This is a genomic window from Aeromonas sanarellii, assembly GCF_000820085.1.
Lineage (GTDB): Bacteria > Pseudomonadota > Gammaproteobacteria > Enterobacterales > Aeromonadaceae > Aeromonas > Aeromonas sanarellii.
Window position 1 is genome coordinate 19,374 of record NZ_CDBN01000069.1, and the last position, 15,896, is coordinate 35,269.

At 63.3% G+C, this 15,896-nt stretch carries 10 protein-coding genes and 1 pseudogene; 7 read left to right on the plus strand and 4 right to left on the minus strand.

Annotated features, from left to right (window positions below):
• Nucleotides 1–185 precede the first annotated feature (185 nt).
• The 4 genes from dapB (at nt 186) to leuA (ending at nt 8,173) form a co-directional block, all read left to right on the plus strand.
• The gene (dapB, locus tag BN1132_RS13245; protein ID WP_042078153.1) at nt 186–998 is read left to right on the plus strand and encodes a 4-hydroxy-tetrahydrodipicolinate reductase; all 813 of its coding nucleotides are present in this window, start codon (nt 186–188) and stop codon (nt 996–998) included.
• A 657-nt stretch (nt 999–1,655) separates the two neighbouring features.
• The gene (gene carA / locus BN1132_RS13250) at nt 1,656–2,792 is read left to right on the plus strand and encodes a glutamine-hydrolyzing carbamoyl-phosphate synthase small subunit (RefSeq protein WP_042078154.1); all 1,137 of its coding nucleotides are present in this window, start codon (nt 1,656–1,658) and stop codon (nt 2,790–2,792) included.
• A 16-nt stretch (nt 2,793–2,808) separates the two neighbouring features.
• Nucleotides 2,809–6,033, plus strand: coding sequence for a carbamoyl-phosphate synthase large subunit (carB, locus tag BN1132_RS13255; protein ID WP_042078155.1), 3,225 nt, complete (start codon nt 2,809–2,811; stop codon nt 6,031–6,033).
• 481 nt (nt 6,034–6,514) lie between these two features.
• Complete coding sequence (gene leuA, locus BN1132_RS13260; protein WP_042078156.1) at nt 6,515–8,173, plus strand: 2-isopropylmalate synthase; 1,659 nt, start codon at nt 6,515–6,517, stop codon at nt 8,171–8,173.
• Between the two features lie 69 nt (nt 8,174–8,242).
• Here the strand turns inward: leuA and BN1132_RS13265 are convergent, their stop codons facing one another.
• Nucleotides 8,243–9,265 carry a sterol desaturase family protein gene (locus BN1132_RS13265; protein ID WP_042078157.1) on the minus strand — a complete coding sequence of 341 codons (1,023 nt, stop codon included), beginning with the start codon at nt 9,263–9,265 and terminating at the stop codon, nt 8,243–8,245.
• 374 nt (nt 9,266–9,639) lie between these two features.
• Here BN1132_RS13265 and BN1132_RS13270 point away from each other — a divergent pair, with 374 nt between their 5' ends.
• Nucleotides 9,640–10,746: a DUF1615 domain-containing protein gene (locus BN1132_RS13270; protein ID WP_042078158.1), complete on the plus strand. Its 1,107-nt coding sequence runs from the start codon at nt 9,640–9,642 to the stop codon at nt 10,744–10,746.
• 51 nt (nt 10,747–10,797) lie between these two features.
• Here the strand turns inward: BN1132_RS13270 and BN1132_RS13275 are convergent.
• The 3 genes and pseudogenes from BN1132_RS13275 to BN1132_RS13285 form a co-directional block, all read right to left on the minus strand.
• Nucleotides 10,798–11,663 (minus strand): annotated as a pseudogene (locus tag BN1132_RS13275) (nuclease-related domain-containing protein).
• A gap of 122 nt (nt 11,664–11,785) precedes the next feature.
• The gene (locus BN1132_RS13280; protein ID WP_042078159.1) at nt 11,786–12,340 is read right to left on the minus strand and encodes a DUF4256 domain-containing protein; all 555 of its coding nucleotides are present in this window, start codon (nt 12,338–12,340) and stop codon (nt 11,786–11,788) included.
• A gap of 102 nt (nt 12,341–12,442) precedes the next feature.
• Nucleotides 12,443–13,363: an autotransporter domain-containing protein gene (locus tag BN1132_RS13285; protein WP_244462943.1), complete on the minus strand. Its 921-nt coding sequence runs from the start codon at nt 13,361–13,363 to the stop codon at nt 12,443–12,445.
• A gap of 364 nt (nt 13,364–13,727) precedes the next feature.
• Between BN1132_RS13285 and BN1132_RS13290 the strand changes: the two genes are divergently transcribed.
• Both BN1132_RS13290 and BN1132_RS13295 read left to right on the plus strand, forming a co-directional pair.
• Complete coding sequence (locus tag BN1132_RS13290; RefSeq protein WP_042078161.1) at nt 13,728–14,378, plus strand: DedA family protein; 651 nt, start codon at nt 13,728–13,730, stop codon at nt 14,376–14,378.
• A gap of 243 nt (nt 14,379–14,621) precedes the next feature.
• Nucleotides 14,622–15,896: DEAD/DEAH box helicase (locus BN1132_RS13295; RefSeq protein ID WP_042078162.1), on the plus strand; the 1,275-nt coding region annotated here is incomplete at its 3' end.

Genomic DNA, 15,896 nt, shown 5'->3' on the forward strand with positions numbered 1-15,896 from the left:
CGGATGGACAACTCTTTTTCTCTGATGATTCCGCCATATGGATTAAATCTGTCGAATATTCTGTTTTTAATGTGTTTGTCTGTTTATTTGTCGGGGCTGGATCGGCGGCCACGGCGGGCTTTTCAAAGGGGGCGCGGGCTGGTAAAACGGTCTCTTTCCATTAATAAAGAGATGAGAGGGTGGAGATGGACAATCCGATCCGTGTGGCCGTGATGGGCTGTAATGGTCGTATGGGCAAGGTGCTGCTGGAGGCCATCGCCAACGTCGAGGGCGTGGTGGTGGGCGCGGCGCTGGAACGACCCGGCTCTGCCGTGATGGGTCTGGATGCGGGTGAACTCAACGGGCTGGGCCGGCTGGGGGTCGCCATCAGCGACAGCCTGGAGAAGGTGAAGGACGATTTCGATCTCATCATCGACTTTACCCGTCCCGAGGTGACCCTGGCGAACCTGGCCTTCGCCCTGGCCCATGGCAAGCGGATGGTGATCGGCACCACAGGTTTCAACGAAGCGGGCAAGGCGGCCCTTCGCGAGGCGGGCAAGGAGATCGGCATCGTCTTCGCGTCCAACTACTCGGTGGGGGTCAACCTGGTGTTCAAGCTGCTGGAGCAGGCCGCCAGGGTGATGGGGGACTACACCGACATCGAGATCATCGAGGGGCACCACAGACACAAGGTGGATGCGCCCTCTGGCACCGCCCTCTCCATGGGGGAAGTGGTGGCCAGGACGCTCGGACGTGACTTGAAAGAGTGCGCCGTCTATGGCCGCGAGGGGATCACCGGCGAGCGGGACCGCAACACCATCGGCTTCGCCACCATCCGCGCCGGGGATCTGGTGGGGGAGCATACCGTCATGTTCGCCGACATCGGCGAGCGGGTGGAGATCAGCCACAAGGCCTCCAGCCGTCTGACCTTTGCCAACGGTGCGGTGCGGGCCGGCAAGTGGCTCGGCCAGCAGGGCGCCGGCCTCTACGACATGCAGGACGTGCTCGGCCTCAAATAGGCCGTGCCGGGCGGACGCGCCGCCCCGTCCTGGTTGCCAGACCCCGGTTCGCCGGGGTTTTTCTTCTCTTTTTTGTAGAAATAACCCTTAAGCATCACTTTTTAAGTGAACCAGCCTAAATTCCTCCATTCTTACAATCCGGCCAAACTCCCGCGACATAAATGTCATCAAAGGGTAACGGCAGTGGGTCTCAATGTTCCCCGTCAGCGCTCTCTTTCCCTCTTCCAGAAAGAGACTAAAAATTCAAATCAAGAAAAACGTTTTCCATTCTCCGCCATCATTTTTCTATCGCCAAACGACACTTTTTTTATTATGTTTTTTGTTTTTCAGTTTCACATGCTTATGTTTTTTAAGGATTAAAAATCAATTTTTGTGTTTTGTGTGGCATGAGGTGGTGGTTTTGTTCGGGGTTTTTGCTTTTCTTTTGAGGGAGGGGGTTGCAAAGCCTTAAAGTGCATAGATAATGGGTAATGTTGCTTGTTTATTGAATTTAGATGCATTTCGAACGCGAAAAGACGTTGAAATGAGATCGTTTTTAAGTAGAATGCGCCCAATTTGCCAGAAATCTGCCGGGTTTGAACCCTGTTTCAAACAGCGTCCGGACCCGCAACACCCAGGTAAATTGCTGAATTTAAAGCTAAATAACTGGAGGTTGTCTTGAATCACACTGCATTGCTAGTGCTGGAAGATGGAACTGTGTTCAAAGGCGTGTCGATAGGCGCCGAGGGATGTTCCGTTGGTGAAGTGGTTTTCAATACGTCGATGACGGGCTATCAGGAAATCCTCACAGATCCCTCTTATTCCCGTCAGATCGTTACCCTTACTTACCCCCATATAGGCAACACCGGCACCAACAGCGAAGATGAAGAGTCCAGTCAGGTCCATGCTCAGGGCCTCATCATCCGGGACCTTCCGATACTGGCCTCCAACTTCCGCAATCAGCAATCCCTCTCCGATTACCTCAAGTCTCACAACATCGTTGGCATCGCCGACATCGATACCCGCAAGCTGACCCGCATCCTGCGCGAGAAAGGCGCCCAGGCCGGTTGCATCCTGGCCGGCAAGCAGCTCGATGAAGCCCATGCCCTCGAACAGGCCCGCGCCTTCCCCGGCCTCAAGGGGATGGACCTCGCGAAAGAAGTGACCGTGAGCGAATCCTACAGCTGGACCGAAGGTAGCTGGCAGCTCGGCAAGGGGCACGTCACCCCGGCAGAGGGCGACTTCAAGTACCACGTGGTGGCCTACGATTTCGGCGTCAAGCGCAACATACTGCGCATGCTGGTGGACCGCGGCTGCCGCCTGACCGTGGTGCCGGCCAAGACCCCGGCCGCCGAGGTGCTGGCGATGAACCCGGATGGCATCTTCCTCTCCAACGGCCCCGGTGACCCCGAGCCGTGCGACTACGCCATCGACGCCATCAAGGCTTTCCTGGCCACCAACACCCCGGTGTTCGGAATCTGCCTGGGCCACCAGTTGCTGGGCCTGGCCTCCGGCGCCAAGACCGTCAAGATGAAGTTCGGCCACCACGGTGCCAACCACCCGGTGAAGAGCCTGGACGACAACACCGTGATGATCACCGCCCAGAACCACGGCTTCGCGGTGGACGAGAACAGCCTGCCGGATTGCCTGCGCGCGACTCACGTCTCCCTGTTCGATGGCTCCCTGCAAGGCATCCATCGCACCGACCGTCCGGCCTTCAGCTTCCAGGGTCACCCGGAGGCGAGCCCGGGCCCGCACGACTGTGCCGGTCTGTTCGACCACTTTATTGAATTGATCAAGCAGTATCGTGCTTAAGAGGAAAAGAGAAGCCATGCCAAAACGTAACGACCTACAGAGCATCCTGATCCTCGGCGCCGGCCCCATCGTCATCGGTCAGGCCTGCGAATTCGACTACTCCGGCGCCCAGGCGTGCAAGGCCCTGAAAGAAGAGGGCTATCGCGTCATCCTGGTGAACTCCAACCCGGCCACCATCATGACCGACCCGGAGATGGCCGACGCCACCTACATCGAGCCCATCACCTGGGAAGTGGTGCGCGAGATCATCAAGAAAGAGCGCCCGGACGCCATCCTGCCCACCATGGGCGGCCAGACTGCCCTCAACTGCGCCCTGGCGCTGGAGCAGCACGGCGTGCTGGCGGAGTTCGGTGTGGAGATGATCGGCGCCACCGCCGACGCCATCGACAAGGCCGAAGACCGCTCCCGCTTTGACAAGGCCATGCGCAGCATCGGCCTGGAGTGCCCGCGCGCCGGCATCGCCCACAACATGGAAGAGGCCTGGAAGGTCCAGGCCGAAGTGGGCTTCCCCTGCATCATCCGCCCCTCCTTCACCATGGGTGGATCCGGCGGCGGCATCGCTTACAACCCGGAAGAGTTCGTGGAGATCTGCGAGCGCGGTCTGGATCTGTCGCCGACCAAGGAGCTGCTCATCGACGAGTCGCTCATCGGCTGGAAAGAGTACGAGATGGAGGTGGTGCGGGATCGCAACGACAACTGCATCATCGTCTGCGCCATCGAGAACTTCGACCCCATGGGCATCCACACCGGTGACTCCATCACGGTCGCGCCGGCCCAGACGCTGACCGACAAGGAGTACCAGATCATGCGCAACGCCTCCATGGCGGTGCTGCGCGAGATCGGTGTCGAGACCGGCGGCTCCAACGTCCAGTTCGGCATCAACCCCAAAGACGGTCGCATGGTCATCATCGAGATGAACCCGCGGGTGTCGCGCTCCTCTGCGCTGGCTTCCAAGGCGACCGGCTTCCCCATCGCCAAGATCGCCGCCAAGCTCGCCATCGGTTACACCCTGGACGAGCTGATGAACGACATCACCGGCGGTCGCACCCCGGCCTCCTTCGAGCCGGCCATCGACTACGTGGTCACCAAGGTGCCGCGCTTCAACTTCGAGAAGTTCGCCGGCGCCAACGACCGTCTGACCACCCAGATGAAGTCCGTGGGCGAAGTGATGGCCATCGGCCGCAACTTCCAGGAGTCCCTGCACAAGGCGCTGCGCGGCCTCGAGACCGGCAAGACCGGCTTCGACCCCATGGTGGACCTCAATGCCCCTGACTCCCTGACCCGCATCCGCCACGAGCTGCAGGATGCTGGTGCCGAGCGCATCTTCTACATCGCCGACGCCTTCCGTGCCGGTCTCTCCATGGACGGCGTGTTCAAGCTGACCAAGATTGACCCCTGGTTCCTGGTGCAGATTGAAGAGCTGGTCAAGCTGGAAGAGCAGGTGAAGGAGCGCGGCATGGCCGGCCTGGATGCCGACTTCCTGCGCAGCCTCAAACGCAAGGGCTTCGCCGACGCGCGTCTGGCCAAGATCCTCGGCGTGGCCGAAGGGGAAGTGCGCAAGCTGCGCGCCCGTCACAACATCTTCCCGGTCTACAAGCGGGTCGATACCTGCGCGGCCGAGTTTGCCACCAACACCGCCTACATGTACTCCAGCTATGACGAGGAGTGCGAGGCTAACCCCACCAACCGCGACAAGATCATGGTCATCGGTGGCGGCCCGAACCGTATCGGTCAGGGCATCGAATTCGACTACTGCTGCGTGCACGCGGCCCTGGCCCTGCGCGAAGACGGTTACGAGACCATCATGGTCAACTGCAACCCGGAGACCGTCTCCACCGACTACGACACCTCGGACCGTCTCTACTTCGAACCGGTCACCCTGGAAGACGTGCTGGAAATCGTGCGGGTCGAGCAGCCCAAGGGCGTCATCGTCCAGTACGGCGGCCAGACTCCGCTGAAGCTTGCGCGGGCATTGGAAGCGAACGGCGTGCCGGTCATCGGTACCAGCCCGGATGCCATCGACCGCGCAGAAGACCGCGAGCGCTTCCAGTCTGCCGTGGAGCGCCTCGGCCTCAAGCAGCCGGAAAACGGCACAGTCACCGCCCTGGAGCAGGCCGTGCTGACCGCCGAGCGCATCACCTACCCGCTGGTGGTGCGCCCCTCCTATGTGCTGGGTGGCCGCGCCATGGAGATCGTCTATGACGAGCAGGATCTGCGCCGCTACTTCGCCGAGGCGGTGAGCGTCTCCAACGAGTCGCCTGTGCTGCTGGACCGCTTCCTGGACGACGCCACCGAGGTGGACGTGGACGCCATCTGCGACGGCGTGGATGTGGTCATCGGCGGCATCATGGAGCACATCGAACAGGCCGGCATCCACTCCGGTGACTCCGCCTGCTCCCTGCCGCCCTACACCTTGTCCAAGGCCATTCAGGACGAGATGCGCGAGCAGGTACGCAAGCTGGCGCTGGAACTCGGCGTGGTCGGTCTGATGAACGTGCAGTTCGCGGTGAAAGACAACGAGATCTACCTCATCGAGGTGAACCCCCGTGCCGCCCGGACCGTGCCCTTCGTCTCCAAGGCCACCGGCGCGCCGCTGGCGAAGATCGCCGCCCGCGTCATGGCCGGTCAGAGCCTGAAGGAGCAGGGCTTTACCCAGGAGATCATCCCGCCCTACTACTCGGTGAAAGAGGTGGTACTGCCGTTCGCCAAGTTCCCGGGTGTCGACCCGCTGCTGGGGCCGGAAATGCGCAGTACAGGCGAAGTCATGGGGGTGGGCAGCAGCTTCGCCGAGGCCTATGCCAAGGCGCAGCTGGGTGCCGGTCACCAGGTACCGCGCGAAGGGCGCGCCCTGCTCTCCGTTCGCCACGGCGACAAGGAGCGGGTGGTGAACCTGGCCGCCAAGCTGCTGGAGCTGGGCTATGACCTCGACGCCACCCACGGCACCGCCGTGACCCTGGGGGAGGCGAGCATCAACCCGCGCCTGGTGAACAAGGTGCACGAGGGCCGTCCGCACATTCTGGATCGCATCAAGAACGGCGAGTACACCTACATCGTCAACACCGCCGAGGGCCGTCAGGCCATCGAGGACTCCAAGCAGTTGCGTCGCGGCGCCCTGCAGCACAAGGTGGCCTACACCACCACGCTGCACGCGGCCTTCGCCACCTGCATGGCCATCAGCGTCGATGCCACCGCCAACGTGAGCTCGGTGCAGGAGCTGCACGAGAAGGTGAACAACCGCTAAGCGTGCCGGCAGCACGCTGCCCGTCCGATGCACGCAAACCCCGCCAGCGATGGCGGGGTTTTTTATTTTCCGCATCCGGTTCAGGATGGAGAGTGAAGGCGGCGAAGCGGCCCAGCATGGGTGAAATAATCTCATAATCACGGGGTTTGGTTGGTGATAATTGCCAAAAATTAGGCGTTGGCAGCAATCTTCGCAATCTCTCGCCCCGCTCGCCTCTTTATACTGGATTCTCATCAAACAAGGTCGTCTGTGCCGACACACCGGAAGGTGGCGTGCGAGAGGATCAGCGCCCGCAGCCCGATCCGGCTGCCGTGGCCGGCCCCGGTGACCGACGGGGGCCGCAGGAAAACCGGTCGCGGGGTTACCGCCCCGCGACTCGTCAGGGCCGGCGTTACCGCGCCAGCCCGCTTCCCCTCCTTGCCCCACCCGCCTGTCGGCCCGGTCGTCCGGCGCCTCGCCCATCCGTCAAGGGAATCTGAATATGAGCTTCGATCATCGCAAATACCGCCGCTCCCCCGTCATCAGTCTGGCGGATCGCCAGTGGCCCAACCGGGTGCTGGAGCGGGCGCCGCTCTGGTGCGCCGTGGACCTGCGCGACGGCAACCAGGCGCTGGTCGAGCCGATGACGGTGGCCCAGAAGCTGCAGATGTGGGCGCTGATGGTGCACATCGGCTTCAAGCACATCGAGGTGGGCTTCCCGGCGGCCTCCCAGCCCGATTTCGACTTCGTGCGCGAACTCATCGATCGCAACCTCATTCCGGACGATGTCACCATCCAGGTGCTGGTGCAGGCGCGCGAAGATCTGATCGCCCGCACCTTCGAGGCGCTCAAGGGGGCGAGGCGGGCCATCGTCCACGTCTACAACTCGGTCAACCCGACCCAGCGCAACTATGTGTTCAACTCTGGGCGCGAAGGGGTCAAGGCCATCGCCGTGCAGGGGGCGCGCTGGGTGCGGGAGTATGCGGCCCGCAATCCGGGCACCGAGTGGAGCTTCCAGTATTCCCCGGAGAGTTTCAGCAGCACAGAGGTGGAGTTTGCCGTCGAGGTGTGCGACGCCGTCATCGACGAGTGGCGCCCGGCTGCCCGACCCATGATCCTGAATCTGCCCGCCACGGTGGAGGTGAGCACCCCCAACGTGTTCGCGGATCAGGTAGAGTGGTTCTGCCGACACCTCAAGGCGCGATCCGAGGTGAGCATTTCCATCCACACCCACAACGATCGGGGCTGCGGGGTGGCCGCCGCCGAGCTGGCGGTGCTGGCGGGGGCGGATCGCATCGAGGGTACCCTGCTCGGCAACGGCGAGCGCACCGGCAACATGGACATCGTCACCATGGCCATGAACCTCTACAGCCAGGGGATCGACCCCGAGCTGGACCTGTCGGATATGGATGCCATCGTCGCCACCGTGGGGGCCTGCACCCAGATTGCCCTGCACCCGCGCCACCCCTATGCCGGCGAGCTGGTCTACACGGCGTTTTCCGGCAGCCACCAGGACGCCATCCGCAAGTCCCTGGCGGCGGAAAAGCCGGATCACTACTGGGACGTGGCCTACCTGCCCATCGACCCCGCCGATCTCGGGCGCAGCTACGAGGCGGTGATCCGCATCAACAGCCAGTCCGGCAAGGGGGGCGTCACCTACCTGCTGGAGCGCGACCTCGGCCTGCAACTGCCGCGCTGGCTGCAGATCGACTTCAGCCGCCGGGTTCAGGCCGAGGCGGAGGCCTGCAGCAGCGAAATCAGCCCGGAGCAGATCCGCGCCCTGTTCGAGCGCCACTATCTCGAGCCCGCCCACGGCTATCGCATCGGTCGCTTCCAGCTCGGCCGCGACGGTCAGGAGAGCCTGCGCCTCGAGCTGCAGACCCCGGACGGGTCGCTGCAACTGTGCGGTGAGGGGGAGGGGGCCATCACGGCGCTGGTCAACGGCTGGCAGCGCCAGACCGGGATGCACATCGATGTGCTGGATTACTCCGAGCATGCGCTCACCGCCGGCACCGAGTCCCGCGCCGCCGCCTACGTGCTGCTGAGCGTGGATGGCGCCCGCCTGTGCGGGGTAGCCATCGGTCGCGACGTGGTCAGTGCCTCCCTGCAGGCGGTGATCAACGGTGCGGCCCAGCAGCAGGCCCTGCGCCAGAGCGCCTGAGCCCCGGCTCATCTGTCAACACGGTAAACAACAACGCCACCCTAGGGGTGGCGTTGTTGTTTATGGGGCTCACTGTGCCAGCGGCTTGCGGGGGCGGGGCAGGGTGCGCCAGATCTTGCGCGCCGTCACCCAGAAGGGGCGCAGGATGAGCACGCTCAGACGGCTGTAGCGCTCGTTGTCCTTCGGGCCCACCCCGAAGGAGAGTGGCTCGGGCTGGCTGCTGGTCACGTAGAGGGTGCCGAACCACCAGTCCCAGATCGAGAGGTTGGTGCCGAAGTTGTGGTTGAAGTGGCGGGGATCCCGGCTGTGGTGGATCTGGTGCTGGGCCGGGCTGTTGAGAAGGTGCTCGAGCCAGGGGCCGAAGGAGAGCCAGACATGGGTGTGGCGCAGGTTGGCGGCCAGGGAGTTGAAGATGAGCACCAGGTAGCTGATGCCGAACAGGGTGTAGGGGCGCACAGTGCCACCACAGAGCCAATGGAAGAGGCCGCCGTAGAGGGCGAGGCAGCTCCCCTTGACCAGCATCTCGCACAGCTTCTCCACTAGGTGGATGCGGCTGGCGGTTGGCGGCACCATCACGGTCGCGCTGTGGTGCACCTTGTGAAACTCCCACAGCCAGCGGCTGTGGAAGGCGCGGTGCAGCCAGTAGTGGACGAAGTCGCTGATGAGGAAGACCCCCAGGCCATAGAGCATCATCAGCCAGCTTGCCTCGGCGAGCCTCGGGCGTTCCCCCCAGAGCCGGGTCAGCGCGGATTGCACATCCTCGGCCTGCAGCAGCCAGGGATGGAGCCACGCCATTATTGGCAGGATCACCGCCACATGCAGCAGGGCGCGCACCAGGTAGTACTGGTAATCGAGCAGGGCCGAGGGGTGCAACCAGACGGCCCGGCCCCCCAGGAAGCGGCGAAAGCTGCGGGCCTCGGGGTCCCCCCGGCGGCGACGGTGCAGGCAGAGCAGGTAGGCGACGGTGCCCGAGATCAGCAGGAAGACGACGCCCAGGCGTCCGTTGAGATCGAACAGCCCGGACAGACATTGCCAGAGCGGGGTGATCAGCAAGCGCTGCAGGGTATCGAAGAGGGGGGTCAGCTTGTCCATGGGCTCCGTGCCGGGGCGTGTCATTCGGCGGCATTCTAAATAGAAATGACTCTCAATAAAAGCCATTGATCGCGGATAGGGAGATGGTCGGTGCACTGTGAAGTGGGTGAGTGAGCTGGGCTGCGCCACCCGTCGTCACGGCGATGGGCGTTTTCCCCCTGAACGGCCCCAGGAGCGGGCCCGAGGCTTTAGCCAGGCGCGTCGATCCTCTACAATGGCCCTCTGTTTGCGTTCGGGGCCCCTTATCTGAGATGGAAGGGCCCCTCTGTCTACCGGAAGCCTTCATGATCTCTTCTTCCCCTGTCGTCTCTTCAGTTGCCTCTGCGCCCCGTGAGGCCGCTCCTGCCCGGCCACTGCGCACTCTGCCGCTGCTGATGGCCGCACTGCTGGCGGGGTGTGCCAGCGAGCCGCCTCCGCCCGTGGAGGAGGCCGCAGCCATCGCCAAGCAGCCCAAGGCCATGCAGCCGCGCAAGCCGGCGGACATGAAGAGCCGCATAGTGCGCTTCCTGCCGCGCCAGGTACCCGACAAGCCGGGCTGGGCCAACGACGTGGTGACGGCGCTCTCGAGCCAGGGGCTGACGGTGAGCGATCACAACGTCTGCAGCGTGCTGGCGGTGGCGGAGCAGGAGGCCACCTACCAGGCCGATCCCGTGGTGCCCGGCCTTGGCAAGATTGCCTGGAAGGAGATCAACGCTCGGGCGGCCAAGCTGCTCATCCCCGAGTTCATGGTGCGCACGGCGCTCTCCATCAAGTCCCCCACCGGCAAGTCCTATGCCGCGCGCATCGATGCCCTTCGTACCGAGCGGGAGATGAGCGAGATCTTCGAGGACATGATAGGTTCGGTGCCCATGGGGAGGCAGCTCTTTGGCAACCTCAACCCGGTGCGCACCGGCGGCCCCATGCAGGTCAGCATCGCCTTCGCCGAGGCCAACGCCCGTGGCTACCCCTATCCCGTGAAGGAGTCCATCCGCCACGAAGTCTTCACCCGCCGCGGGGGCATCTGGTTTGGCACCAAGCACATCTTCGGCTATCCGGCCGACTACCCGGATACCCTCTATCGCTTCGCCGACTTCAATGCGGGCTGGTACGCGAGCCGCAATGCGGCCTTCCAGGCGGCGGTCAGCCGGGTCAGCGGCAAGCCCCTGGCCCTGGACGGGGATCTGGTTCGCTACGACTCGGACCTGCCGGGCAAGACCGAGCTCGCGGTCCACAGCATCGCCAGCCGGGTCAACATGAGCAAGCAGGCCATCCACCAGAGCCTGCTCAAGGGAGATAGCGCCGACTTTGCCCAGACCGACCTCTATCACAGGGTCTTCGCCCTGGCCGATCAGCAGGCGGGCAAGCGGCAGCCTCGCGCCGTGCTGCCCGGCATCCAGCTGAAAAGCCCCAAGATCACCCGAAACCTCACCACCGCCTGGTTTGCCAAGCGGGTGGATGACAGGGAGCAGGCCTGCGTCAGGAAGATGGCAGCGATTCGCTGACAGCCAGAGACAACCAGGGGGGCCAGGTGGCCGCCCTGGTTTCATCTCGGACTATCGGGGATTGACCTCATCCTTTGCCACTCCCTCATGGACATGCGCGAGCTGCACTATTTCCCTGCATCTCGGATATCCGCTGCATCCCCAAAACTGGTTGCCCCTGTTTTCTCCTCGGCTGGCGGTGCGCAGCACCATGGTATTGCCGCACCTGAGGCAGCTTGGGTGCTGTCGGTGGCTCACCGGATGAGTGGCGGTGGACGATATCGGACGCTGAGGGGGCGGAGCGTCAGTCGGCAACGATCTGATGGGGGCGGCACCATGACGCGCCTTTAGCCGGGCCACATGCTGTCTGTGGGTCTGCCAGTTGGGGGCAAGTCGCTCTTGCTGGATGATCTCGATCGCTCCATGGACGTCGGCCAGGGTCAATACCTGGGTGGTTTTGCCCTTGATATGGCGGATCAGCCCGCAGTTCATCACGTTCTGTGGCATGGGCGTCTTGAAGGTGCAGTCGCCGATAAAGTAGATGACAGAGTGAAGCTGGTGGTCCGCCAGCCCCAGCAGGGATTTGAGGGTCATCATATGCAGGTGGTTCTGGCGCAAGGGTTTTGAAAACTGTGCCTGCGGCGATAGATCTGCTGGGTCCAGCTTTTATGGGCCGGATTGCCGAATATCCACCCCCTCATGTTCTTGGTCTCGATCACGAAGACCCCGAAGCGGGAGACGATGATGTGATCAATCTGGGTGGTACCATCCTCGGTCGGTAGCGTGACGTTCTTGAGTAGCCGGTACTCCCGCTTGTCGAGAAATAGCCTGATGGAGATATTGAGCAACCCCTCCCCAATCACGCCCTTGAACCAGGGGGTTTTGATCAGAGTGGCGATCAGCAGCAGCGGGAGCAGATAGCCGAGCTGCGATAGCAAAAGAGCGAAAACGGGGGGAAGTCCATGTCACCGAGCCTCCATGGGATCTTGCTTCAGGGTCAATCCTCGATTGGGAGCAGGCTGCGACTCTCGGGGTATTCGGGGCCGCTCGCGGCCTTTACCTAGACTCGCAGGCTGCCGCGAAAGCCCCTGGCGGCATAGTAGGACTGGGCGCCGTTGTGGTACAGGAAGACGCTGTCGTAGCGGCGATCGCAGAACAGGGCGCCGCCGAGCCCCCTGATCGCCGCTGGGGTCTCTATCCAGCTCGATGTCTTGGCATCGAAGCAGCCGAGCGTCTGCAGCGATCTATACTCGGCCTCCGTCAGCAGCGTGATGCCCATCTGCTGGGCCATCTCGGTCGCAGAGCCCGCCGGCCTGTTCTCCTTCCTGGATTCCAGCGCGGCCCTGTCATAGCAGAGGCTTCGACGCCCGGTTGGGCTCTCGGCGCTGCAGTCACAGAAGATGAGCTGCCCGGTCTGCGGGTCCTGGCCGATGACATCGGGTTCACCGCCGCTGTGCTCCATCTCGTGGAGCGAGGGCAACGACTGCGGGTTGGCGTCCAGCCTGGCGCGCACCTGTGACCAGGGGATCCCCGCGTGACGCTGCGGGTGCCGCTCAAAGCGGGCCTGCAAGGTGGCGAGCAGGTCGTCAATCTGCTCCCGGGTCAGGTTCATCATGCTCTCTCCTTCGCGGGATCCTGCGCCATTAGAAACACATCGCCAGCCCGATGGTACAACCGCCGGTGTGGTGCCGGGACCGGTAATGAGAGCCTCACGCCCTTAAAAACTCATCGCCAGCCCGATGGAGTAGCCGCTGGTGTTGTGGCTGAACATATAGCGGGCCACCAGCCGGGTGCGGGTGATAAAGATGTCGTATTTGCTGCTGTCGAGTTCGAGGCCAAGGCCCAGGGAGTTGAGGCTGTTGAAGCCGAGCAGGCCCCGCTGCTCTCCCAGGTACTCGGTTCTGGCGCCCTCCAGCACGTAGCGCAGGGGTCTGTCCAGCAGGGTCCAGTCCCACATGGGGGCGCGGCGGCGCAGGTAGAGACCGAGGTTCTCCGCCTCGGCCTGGCCCGTGATGCTGTCGGCGGTGCCGGTGAAGCTCTGCAGGTGCTGATAGGAGTAGCGCAGCTCGACGTCGATGTCCTGGGGCTTGGAGAAGAGCTCGTAGTCGAGCATGAGGGCGCCCCCCAGGCCGTAGACGTTGAGGTTGCCGCCATCCAGGAAGTCGAGGTTCTTGCCGGTCTTGTACTCGATCAGGGCGGCGCCGATGCGCAGATCGCTCGCCACCGTGCCCAGGGTGACGTTGGCGATGGGGCGCAGCACCAGGTTGCCGCCCCAGCGGTCGCGGTGCAGGCTGAAGTCCCAGCCGATGCCGCCGGTGGCGCTCAGGCTGTTCCACCTGGTGGGAATGGTGCGGGTCTCGTTGCCGTCGGTGAACACGAACTGGGGATCGTAGCGACTGTAGCCCAGGGTGCCCTCCAGATAGATGGGAAAGCCCTCGCTCATGGTGGCGCCACCGCCAAGCTGGGTGATGGTCAGTGACGAACTCTCGTTGGTCCCTCCGCCGATATCCAGGTTGCTGGCGGTGATGTCGGGCACCACTGTGTAGCTCATCAGGGAGACCACCGCATTGGCGCGTTGCTGCACCAGGCTCTCGTCGCTGGCCTGGGCGCCATGGCAAAGCAGCCAGAGTCCGGCCATCAGAATCGGGGTTGCATGAGAAGAGGGGATCCGCGCCATACCTAGCTCCATGAGTCTCCCCGTCCACTGGGGAGTCCTTATACTGTAACGTTTTTCGCCTCCGTTGGCAGCTCTGCATGGTGCCATCTGGCCATAATCTTCGATCGGCGTCCGCTCCCCCGGGGGCGTCTTTCTGGCCCGCCTGCCAAGGGTTTCCGGCGTCAGCCCGGCGGCATAAATGGCAAACATTAATTTATTGTTCAGTTCCCCGGGTGTATAAGGGGCATCCCATACGAACATTGGGGTGGTATCAGGGACGGATTACCAGACGGGGCCTTAGGGTCGTCATGACGGATGCGCATTACGTTGATGGGAGTCATACCAGATGCAGGACATGCTGCTTGCCATATGGCATCAGGATTTTGATCAGCTTATACACATGCAGGCAGTCGGCCTGCTCGTCACCTGTCTGGTGGTGATCCTCTTTCTCGAGTCGAGTTTCGTGTTTCTGCCGTTGCCGGGCGACAGCCTGGTGCTGCTGGCCGGGGGCCTGGTGGGCATGGGCGTGCTGGGGCCCGAGGTGACGCTGCTCTATCTGCCGCTCGCGGCCGGGCTTGGCAGCGTGATCGCCTACTGGCAGGGCCAGGCGCTGCACGGCACCCGTTTCATGGACCATGTGGAGCGGATGATCCCGGAGGGGAGCCTGCCCCGGGCCTCGAAACTGCTCGATCGCTACGGTTTCTGGGCCATGTTCGTCTCCCGCTTCATCCCCTTCGTCAGGGTGCTGACCCCCATGCTGATGGGGGTCTCCCGCCTCAACCTGGTGCGGGTGGCCATGGCCAGTTTCGCCAGCGCCTTCCTCTGGTCCCTGGTGCTCAGCATGGTCGGCAAAGTCATGATGGCGACCCCGGTCCTGGCCAATTACCACGAGTTGTTGACCAAGTGCCTGCTGATCACCTCCTTCGCCCTCTTCGTCATCGCCGTGGCCGCCATCGGCATGCGGCTGCTCAAGCGGCCGGCCAAGCGGGTGCGCTGAGCCGGCCGCTCCGGCGGCGCCTTCCCGGGTGGGGCAGGGCGCCTCCAGGCAAAAATTCAAGCCATTTGAGGCGGCATTCCCGCCGCCTATCTGTTACACTTCGCGCCCGCCATTTTCCGGCTCACTCTCTGACGTGATGTCAGACCCAGCCGTCCTTGGCCAAAAGCCGCGCCGACACCTGGCCACAAGCCGGTTCAGGCCACTCACGCCAACTACAGCCCAGCTGGAACACAGGAACCCAAGATGAGATTTGAATCGTTCGATTTTGCCCCCGAGATTTTGCGCGCCATCTCAGATTGCGGTTATCAGGAGATGACCCCTGTGCAGAGCCAGGCCATTCCGGCCATCCGCCGTGGCCGCGACGTGCTGGCCAGCGCCCAGACCGGTACCGGCAAGACCGCCGCCTTCGCGCTGCCCATACTGCAGCGGCTGGTGGACAACCCGGCGCCGGTACAGCCCTCCAATGCCCGGGTGCTGATCCTGACCCCGACCCGCGAGCTGGCGGCCCAGGTGGCGAGCAACATCAACGACTTCGCCAGGTATCTCGACATCACCACCCTGACCATCTATGGCGGTGGCAAGCAGGACGTGCAGGCCAAGAAGCTGAAAGCGGGGGCTCACATCATAGTGGCCACCCCGGGCCGGCTGCTGGAGCACCTCACCGCCTGCAACCTCAGCCTCTCCGGGGTCGAGACCCTGGTGCTGGACGAAGCGGATCGCATCCTCGACATGGGCTTCAGCGCCGACGTGCAGCAGATCCTGCAGGCGGTCAACAAGGCCCGCCAGAACCTGCTCTTCTCCGCCACCTTCTCCGAGTCGGTGAAAAAGCTCGCGAACCTGATGCTGGACAAGCCCCAGGTGGTGAGCGTCAACAAGCAGAACTCCACCGCCGACACCGTCAGCCACACCGTCTATCCGGTGGAGCAGAAGCGCAAGCGCGAGCTGCTCTCCGAGCTCATCGGCAAGCAGAACTGGCAGCAGGTGCTGGTGTTTGCCAGCACCCGCGAGAGCTGCGACGAGCTGGTGGAGGAGCTGAACCTCGACGGCATCAAGTCCGCCGTGGTGCACGGTGACAAGGCCCAGGGCAGCCGTCGCCGCGCCCTGCGCGAATTCACCGAAGGCAAGCTGCGGGTGCTGGTGGCCACCGAGGTAGCCGCCCGCGGCCTGGACATCCCGAGCCTGGAGTACGTGGTCAACTACGATCTGCCGTTCCTGGCGGAAGACTACGTGCACCGCATCGGCCGTACCGGCCGCGCCGGCAAGAGCGGCATGGCCATCTCCTTCGTCAGCCGCGAGGAGGAGCGCACCCTGCTGGAGATCGAGGCACTCATCGGCCAGAAGATCCGCCGCATCATGGTGCCCGGCTACGAGGTGAGCAGTCGCGATGACCTCATCAAGCAGTTGCAGGAGCGCCGCCGCTTCGGCAAGCGCCCGCAGCGGGAAGACAACGCCGCCGCCCAGGCCATGGCCGAGGCGAAGCTGCAGGGCCAGCGCCTCAAGCGCCTGGCGGCCGCCAGG

What these genes read in the sequence shown, in the direction of transcription:
- dapB (WP_042078153.1), top strand. Translation starts at nt 186, where the DNA reads ATGGACAATCCGATCCGTGTGGCCGTGATGGGCTGTAATGGTCGTATG.
- carB (WP_042078155.1), top strand. Translation starts at nt 2,809, where the DNA reads ATGCCAAAACGTAACGACCTACAGAGCATCCTGATCCTCGGCGCCGGC.
- leuA (WP_042078156.1), top strand. Translation starts at nt 6,515, where the DNA reads ATGAGCTTCGATCATCGCAAATACCGCCGCTCCCCCGTCATCAGTCTG.
- BN1132_RS13265 (WP_042078157.1), bottom strand. Translation starts at nt 9,265, where the DNA reads ATGGACAAGCTGACCCCCCTCTTCGATACCCTGCAGCGCTTGCTGATC.
- BN1132_RS13270 (WP_042078158.1), top strand. Translation starts at nt 9,640, where the DNA reads ATGGCCGCACTGCTGGCGGGGTGTGCCAGCGAGCCGCCTCCGCCCGTG.
- BN1132_RS13280 (WP_042078159.1), bottom strand. Translation starts at nt 12,340, where the DNA reads ATGATGAACCTGACCCGGGAGCAGATTGACGACCTGCTCGCCACCTTG.
- BN1132_RS13285 (WP_244462943.1), bottom strand. Translation starts at nt 13,363, where the DNA reads ATGGCCGGACTCTGGCTGCTTTGCCATGGCGCCCAGGCCAGCGACGAG.
- BN1132_RS13290 (WP_042078161.1), top strand. Translation starts at nt 13,728, where the DNA reads ATGCAGGACATGCTGCTTGCCATATGGCATCAGGATTTTGATCAGCTT.